This window comes from Holophagales bacterium, assembly GCA_016719485.1.
GTDB lineage: Bacteria > Acidobacteriota > Thermoanaerobaculia > UBA5066 > UBA5066 > UBA5066.
The window spans coordinates 314,767-321,368 of sequence record JADJZB010000028.1; the positions used below are offsets into that span (position 1 = coordinate 314,767).

Below are 6,602 nucleotides of genomic sequence, written 5' to 3' on the forward strand. Positions count from 1 at the left end.
CTAAACTGTCGGCCAGAATGAGTCGCTCTCGCCGGATTCTCCTCGCTACCGTCGTTCTCGCAGCCGCTGCGTTCCTCTTCGCGGCAGCTCCTGCCGCGGCCCAGATGCCCTTCGCCCCTTTCGGCGCCCGGCAGGTCGCCCTGGGCGGGGCGAGCGTCGGCCTCGGCGACGACCCGGCGAGCTTCGTCGACAACCCGGCCCTCCTCACGCCCGCAGGACGAGGGGGGGCCGCCGCTTACGGAGAGCTCGCCACCGCGAGCAACGAGTTCGTGCCGAAGCTGGCAGGGGTGACGGGGAACGACCCGGTCGAGCTCGCGAGCTTCGACTCCCTCGACGCCGCTTCCGTCCGAGCGAACCTCTTCGCGCTCTCCGAGCCGGGCACGAGCGTCCTCGGCGACAGCCGGTCGGCGATCGCGACCGCCATCAACGGATGGGGCATCTTCGTCGGATCCACCGCGTGGACCGCCGCTGTGGCACGACCCGACCTCGTCCACGTCGAGAGCGGGATGGACCCGGCGACGAGCTTCGCCTTCAACGACTCCGTCGTCGCCTTCCGGGCCCTGTCTCTCCAGGAGTACGCGGTGTCGCGGGCGATCCCCTTCTTCGACGGCGCCTTCGTCATCGGCGTCACCGGCCGATACATCCGCGGAACGACCGGGATCAAGGAGGAGAGCGCCTTCACGACCGACATCTCGAGGCTCTCGACCTTCGTGAGGCGCGGGACGAGCGGCATCGAACGGTCCAAGTCCCGCTACGCGTACGACGTGGGCGCCGTCATCAACATCGGCGCCCTGCGGCTCGGCGGAGTCATGAAGGGGGTCAACCGCCCGCAGTTCCAGTTCAACGACGACGTCGCTCCACCCCTCGATCGCGGTACCTCGGTCGTCGTGGGGCAGCAGACGCGCGTCGGCGCCTCTTTCCACATCCAGAGCCTGCGCATGCGGATCGCGGCCGACTACGACCTGAGCAAGAACGAGACGCTGGCGGAGGGCCAGCTCAGCCGGAACGCCGGCGGCGGGCTCGAGTTCGCCTTCGGGGCCTTCGACGTCCGGGGCGGCGTGACAGTGAACCTCGAGGCCCCCGACAAGCCCTACGTCTACTCGTTCGGGGTCGGCTTCGGGAACCCGAAGGCGAAGCTGGACCTGGCGGGCATCTATCGCTCGAACGACGGTGCGTACGGCGGGGTCCTCACGACCCGCGTCGGGTTCTGACGGCCTATCAACTCTCCGGGGTGACCCGGTCGACGACCAGCGACCCGTCCTCGACGCCGCGGCGAATCGCCTCGAACCAGGAGTCCGGCACGTCCCCGACCGGAGGCGCGTCGAGGGCATCTCTCAAGAACGAGTAGAGGAGGCGCCGGTAGAGCACCCGGGCCCCGTCCTTCGACCCTCCACAGAAGAACCTGCAGGCGGCGTCCGTAGGGTCCTCGGCGTCGCAGTGCGTCCCCCCGACGATTCTCACGTCGTCGCTTTCGAAGGGCAGGTTCGCGAGGAGCTTTCGGACGCTTCCCTTGGAATTGCACGCCGACGGCTCGGACCTCAGGCTGAGAAGCCGGGGCACGGCCACCTTCTTCGCCGCCCCGATGGTCCTCTCCCACGGGACGGCGTCGAGGAGCACGACGGCCCGGACCCGGGCGCCGCTCGCCGCCGCCTCGAAGGCCACCGCGCCGCCCGCGCTGTACCCGGCGAGGGCGATCCGCTCCGGATCGACGAGCCCGAAGAGCGGGTCGCCGGGGCTCGCGGAGCGGGCCTTCAGCCACGCGACGTGATCCCTCGTGCTCTCGACGTTCGCCAGCTGGGCGCGTTCCCCACCGAGGAGGCTGACGAGGTTCGCGACGAGAACGACGACGCCCCTCTCGGCGAGGAAACGCGACGTGTTCGCGTGACGGACCTTGCTCCGGGCGAACCCGTGGTCGAGGACGACCGCCGGCCACGGGGGAGGCGGAAGGCCGTTCGCCGCCTGGGGGATGTAGAGGTCGTACGCGACCCGGTCGCCCCGGGCCATCGTCCGTTTCCCGGTCTCGACGGCGACGCCGAACGGCCGCGGGACAGGCAAAGCCGCCGGAGGCGGAGCGGAATGAGCCGGAGCGTGCGCCGCGTTGAGCGCCAGCAGGAGAGCCACCCGGGCGACCCGACCGTGCCTCACGAACGACCCTCCCCGCGGGCGGCGCGCCTGACTGGACCCGCCCCCCCTCGCCGGGGGAAGATACCCGATGGCCCGGTCCCCGCGGGACAGCGGCCAAGGGGGCTTTCCATGGTGTCTCTCACGGCCCGTTCCGGGGCGGCGGTCCACATCGACGACGAGGCCGCCTGGCGGGACCTCGCGTCCGCCTCGCAGACGGACGCCGGCGAGGTCCGCGACCTCCTGGCGAAGGCCCTCGAGATGAAGGGGCTCCGGGGCCGCGACCTCGCCGTCCTCTCCGGCATCTGTGACCCCGGACTCCTCGACGAGCTGTTCGACACCGCCCGCCGCGTGAAGGAGACGATCTACGGGAAGCGGCTCGTCCTCTTCGCGCCGCTCTACATTTCGAACCTCTGCGGAAACGAGTGCCTCTACTGCGCCTTCCGCGTCCGGAACACGGAGCTCGAGCGCCGCACGCTGACCCAGGAAGAGATCGCCCGCGAGGTGCGCTGGCTCGAGGAGCAGGGGCACAAGCGGATCCTCCTCGTCGCCGGCGAGGCGTACCCGAAGGAGGGCTTCGACTACGTCCTGAAGTCGATCGAGACGATCTACGCCACGTCGAGCGGGCCGGGAGAGATCCGCCGCGTCAACGTCAACGTCGCGCCGCTGACGCAGCAGGAGTTCGTCCGCCTGAAGGACGCGAAGATCGGCACCTACCAGCTCTTCCAGGAGACGTACCACCGCGAGACCTACGGCAGGGTCCACGTCGCCGGGAAAAAGGCCGACTTCGACTGGCGGCTCTCGGCCATGGACCGGGCGATGGAGGCCGGAATCGACGACGTCGGCATCGGCGCGCTCTTCGGCCTCTTCGACTGGCGGTTCGAGCTCCTCGCGCTCATGCAGCACGTCGAGCACCTCGAGACGGCCTTCGGCGTGGGACCGCACACGATCTCCGTCCCGCGCATCGAGCCTGCCACGGGCTCCGCCCTCGCCGCGCACCCCACGCACCCCGTCTCCGACGTCGACTTCCAGAAGCTCGTCGCGATCCTGCGCCTCGCCGTCCCCTACACGGGGCTCATCCTCTCGACGCGCGAGACGGCGGAGATGCGCCGGGAGACGTTCGCCCTCGGCATCTCGCAGATCTCCGCCGGCAGCCGGACGAACCCGGGGGGATACGACGACGGCCCGGGCGAGCTCCACGCCGGACAGTTCTCCCTCGGCGACCACCGCCCGCTCGACGAGGTGATCCGCGACGTCGCCTCCCTCGGCTTCGTCCCGTCGTTCTGCACGGCCTGCTACCGCCTCGGGCGGACCGGCGCCGACTTCATGGACGTCGCGAGACCCGGAGACATCAAGGAGCACTGCAACCCGAACGCCCTCGCGACGTTCCAGGAGTACCTCGACGACTACGGCTCAGAGGAGACGAAGCGGGAGGGCGAGGCGTGCATCGCGCGGACGCTCACCGAGATGGAGCCACCGCTTCGGGAAAAGGCGGCCGAAATGGTCGAGCTCGTGAAGAGTGGCCGCCGCGACGTCTACTGCTGAGGAGCGCGAAGGATGAACACGGCCCCGCGCAGCCTCCGCACCCACATCGGCCTCTTCGGCCGGCGCAACGTCGGCAAGTCCAGTGTCCTGAATGCGCTCACCCGGCAGGAGGTCGCCATCGTCTCGGCGACGCCGGGGACGACGACCGACCCGGTCGAGAAGCCGATGGAGTTCCTCCCCCTCGGGCCGGTCCTCTTCGTCGACACCGCGGGAATCGACGACGAGGGGGCGCTCGGCGTGCAGAGGATCGCGAAGACGCGCAAGGCGCTCGAGCGGACCGACCTCGCCCTTCTCGTCGCCGAGGCGGGTTCGTGGGGCCCGTTCGAAGAGGAGCTCCTCGCCGAGATCCGCGCCCGCTCCCTCCCCGTCGTCGTCGTCCTGAACAAGGCCGACGCCGGCGCTGTCGACGCCGCATTCGAGGCTCGCCTCGCCGGCCTCGGGGTCCCGGCCGTCGAGACGGTCGCCACGTCCGGCTCAGGCATCCCCCAGCTGCGCGAGGCGCTCCTTGCCGCGGCCCCGTCCGACGCCGTCGAGGGACGGCGCATCGTCGGGGACCTCGTCTCCCCCGGCGACCTCGTCGTCCTCGTCACACCGATCGACGCCGAGGCTCCGAAGGGGCGGATCATCCTGCCGCAGCTCCAGACCCTCCGCGACCTCCTCGACTCCGGCGCCATCTCCGTCGTCGTACGCGAGCACGAGCTTCGGAGCGCGCACGCCGGCGTCCCGCTCGAGTTCGAGACGGTCCAGGGGCGCGACTTCCCGGACGACCTCTCCCGCTTCGCCCTCGTCGTCCACTGCGGCAGCTGCATGGGGAACCGGCGCGAGATGCTCTCGCGCCTCCTCCGCGGCCGGCAGGCGGGCGTCCCCATGACCAACTACGGGCTGACGATCGCCCGCTCGCTCGGCATCCTCGAGCGGGCGCTCGAGCCGTTTCCCGCCGCCCTGGAGGCCCTCCGCGACTCCCGCGCGAAAGCCGAACTCCCCGTGGAGGTGACGAAGTGATCGATCGCGCTGGAATCCTGGCCTGGCTTCGCGAGACCGACCCGACCCGCCTCTCGCGGCTCTACCGCCGTGCCGACGCCGTGAGGCGCGAGCGCGTGGGCGACGAGGTCCACCTGCGCGGCCTCGTCGAGATCTCGAACCACTGCATCCGGCGCTGCGCCTACTGCGGCATTGCGGCCGCGAACGACGCGCTGCCCCGCTATCGGATGACGAAGGACGAGATCCTCTCCTGCGCCCAGACGGCGCAGAAGCTCGGCTACGGGTCCGTGGTGCTGCAGGCGGGCGAGGACTACGGCCTGACCCGCGGCTGGGTGGCCGACGTCGTTCGCTCCATCAGCTCCTCGACGGGCCTCGCCGTGACGCTCAGCCTCGGCGAACGCCCCGACGAGGACCTCGCGGCCTGGCGCGAGGCGGGCGCCGACCGCTACCTCCTCCGCTTCGAGACGTCGGACCCCGTTCTCTACGAGGCGATCCACCCCTCGACCCCGGAACGGCGCTCGGATCGCTTCGCGATCCTCGGGCGCCCTCGCCGCCCTCGGGTACGAGGTCGGGAGCGGCATCCTCGTCGGAATCCCGGGGCAGACCCTCGAGAGCCTCGCCTCGGACCTCCTCCTCTTCCGCGACATGGACCTCGACATGATCGGCGTCGGGCCGTACATCCCCCACCCGTCGACGCCGCTCGGGAAGGGCCTCTTCCCGTTCGCCCCCGAAGGAGAGCAGGTCCCGGCCGACGAGGAGACGACGACGAAGGTCGTCGCCCCCTCGCGCGCCTCGTCCGCCCCGACGCCAACATCCCGAGCACGACGGCCCTCGCGACGCTCGACCCGTCGTGGGGACGGGAGCGCGGACTCCTCCGCGGGGCGAACGTCGTCATGCCGAACCTCACGCCCCCGGCCTACCGCGCGCTCTACGAGATCTACCCGGGCAAGGCGTGCGCCTCGGAGAGCGCCGAGGAGTGCGCGAGCTGCCTGCCGAACCGGATCCGGATGATCGGGCGGGTTCCGGGGACGGGTCCGGCGCGCGGAGGAGCTCCGGGATGCCGGCGGTCCTGCAGGAGCTGCTGGCCTGACTCGGGAGCATTCGCCGGGCGGCGGCCTATGGTCCCGACGTGGACCCGCCTGCGCCGCTGCCTACCATGCCCCACCGGGAGAGAAAGTGATGAAGAGGACGGCCGGAAGCCCCCCGGGGCCCACGTTGCGCTCGCCTGCTTTCCTGGTCGCGGCAGGCCCGGCATTCGCGGATTTCGAGGACGACGTGAGGAGCGGGCCTGGGCGGGATCCTGGGTCGTGGCGCATAGGTGGAAATGTCCTCCGGCTGCCTGGGCATCTACAACAACAACGAGGTCCGCGGCCGGCTGAGCTCGAACAAAGGGGAAGCCGGCGGTTCGCGGAAGGCGAGCTCGCGCGCGTGGACAAGGTCAGCGTGAAGTCCGACCGCGTCGACCTCTACCTCACCGTCGCGAGCCGGTCCTCGTGCCCCGCGAGACGGACCCTTCACCCTCTACGACGACGCTCCTGCCGCGTCCAGTTCATGGTCGACGTACCCGCAGAGGTCATCAAGGGCCGTCGGATGGACGACGTCGACGCGCAGCTGCTCGATGTCGTGGGCGAGTACGAGAGCGCGGCAGCCCCACGCCGGTCCGTGCCTGGAACCGGCGCGAGCGCGACCCGTATCCGCGCGACTACGAAGACCCTCGCGCGGCACGCAGCCTGGAAGGCCGAAGGGGTGAACCGCGCCCTCGCGGCGACGCGCATGGCCGCTCTCGACGCGGCGAGCCAAAGGTGATCGAGCGCGTCACCGACGACGCCCTACCTCGACGGATTCGCCGCAGGGGTGGACGCCCAGCGCAGCCGTTCGACCTTCCTGCCCGGACCTCGCCGGCGCGCTGCAAGCGGCGAGCAGCGCCACTCCGAGCGACCGACGGGGCGGCTCCC

At 70.9% G+C, this 6,602-nt stretch carries 5 protein-coding genes and 1 pseudogene; 5 read left to right on the forward strand and 1 reads right to left on the reverse strand.

Going from position 1 to position 6,602, the window contains the following annotated elements; translation table 11 throughout:
- Positions 1–17 precede the first annotated feature (17 nt).
- Positions 18–1,211, forward strand: a complete 1,194-nt coding sequence (traF, locus tag IPN03_20135) for a conjugal transfer protein TraF (protein ID MBK9375959.1) — start codon at positions 18–20, stop codon at positions 1,209–1,211.
- Between the two features lie 7 nt (positions 1,212–1,218).
- Here traF and IPN03_20140 read toward each other — a convergent pair whose 3' ends face one another.
- Entirely contained in the window at positions 1,219–2,145 is a 927-nt protein-coding gene (locus tag IPN03_20140) for a dienelactone hydrolase family protein (GenBank protein MBK9375960.1), read from the reverse strand.
- 108 nt (positions 2,146–2,253) lie between these two features.
- On the opposite strand from IPN03_20140, the gene hydG reads away from it, so the two are divergent.
- From hydG to IPN03_20160, 4 genes and pseudogenes are all read left to right on the forward strand, one after another.
- On the forward strand, positions 2,254–3,666 hold the full coding sequence (gene hydG, locus IPN03_20145) for a [FeFe] hydrogenase H-cluster radical SAM maturase HydG (protein ID MBK9375961.1): 1,413 nt from the start codon (positions 2,254–2,256) through the stop codon (positions 3,664–3,666).
- 12 nt (positions 3,667–3,678) lie between these two features.
- On the forward strand, positions 3,679–4,668 hold the full coding sequence (locus tag IPN03_20150; protein ID MBK9375962.1) for a 50S ribosome-binding GTPase: 990 nt from the start codon (positions 3,679–3,681) through the stop codon (positions 4,666–4,668).
- Positions 4,668–5,690, forward strand: a pseudogene (gene hydE, locus IPN03_20155) ([FeFe] hydrogenase H-cluster radical SAM maturase HydE). The gene IPN03_20150 and the pseudogene hydE overlap by 1 nt, the downstream one beginning before the upstream one ends.
- A 385-nt stretch (positions 5,691–6,075) precedes the next feature.
- Positions 6,076–6,453 carry a hypothetical protein gene (locus tag IPN03_20160; protein MBK9375963.1) on the forward strand — a complete coding sequence of 126 codons (378 nt, stop codon included), beginning with the start codon at positions 6,076–6,078 and terminating at the stop codon, positions 6,451–6,453.
- Positions 6,454–6,602 lie beyond the last annotated feature (149 nt).

Excerpts from the sequence above, each read along its gene's own strand:
- traF (MBK9375959.1), top strand. The coding sequence starts at position 18 with ATGAGTCGCTCTCGCCGGATTCTCCTCGCTACCGTCGTTCTCGCAGCC.
- hydG (MBK9375961.1), top strand. The coding sequence starts at position 2,254 with ATGGTGTCTCTCACGGCCCGTTCCGGGGCGGCGGTCCACATCGACGAC.
- IPN03_20150 (MBK9375962.1), top strand. The coding sequence starts at position 3,679 with ATGAACACGGCCCCGCGCAGCCTCCGCACCCACATCGGCCTCTTCGGC.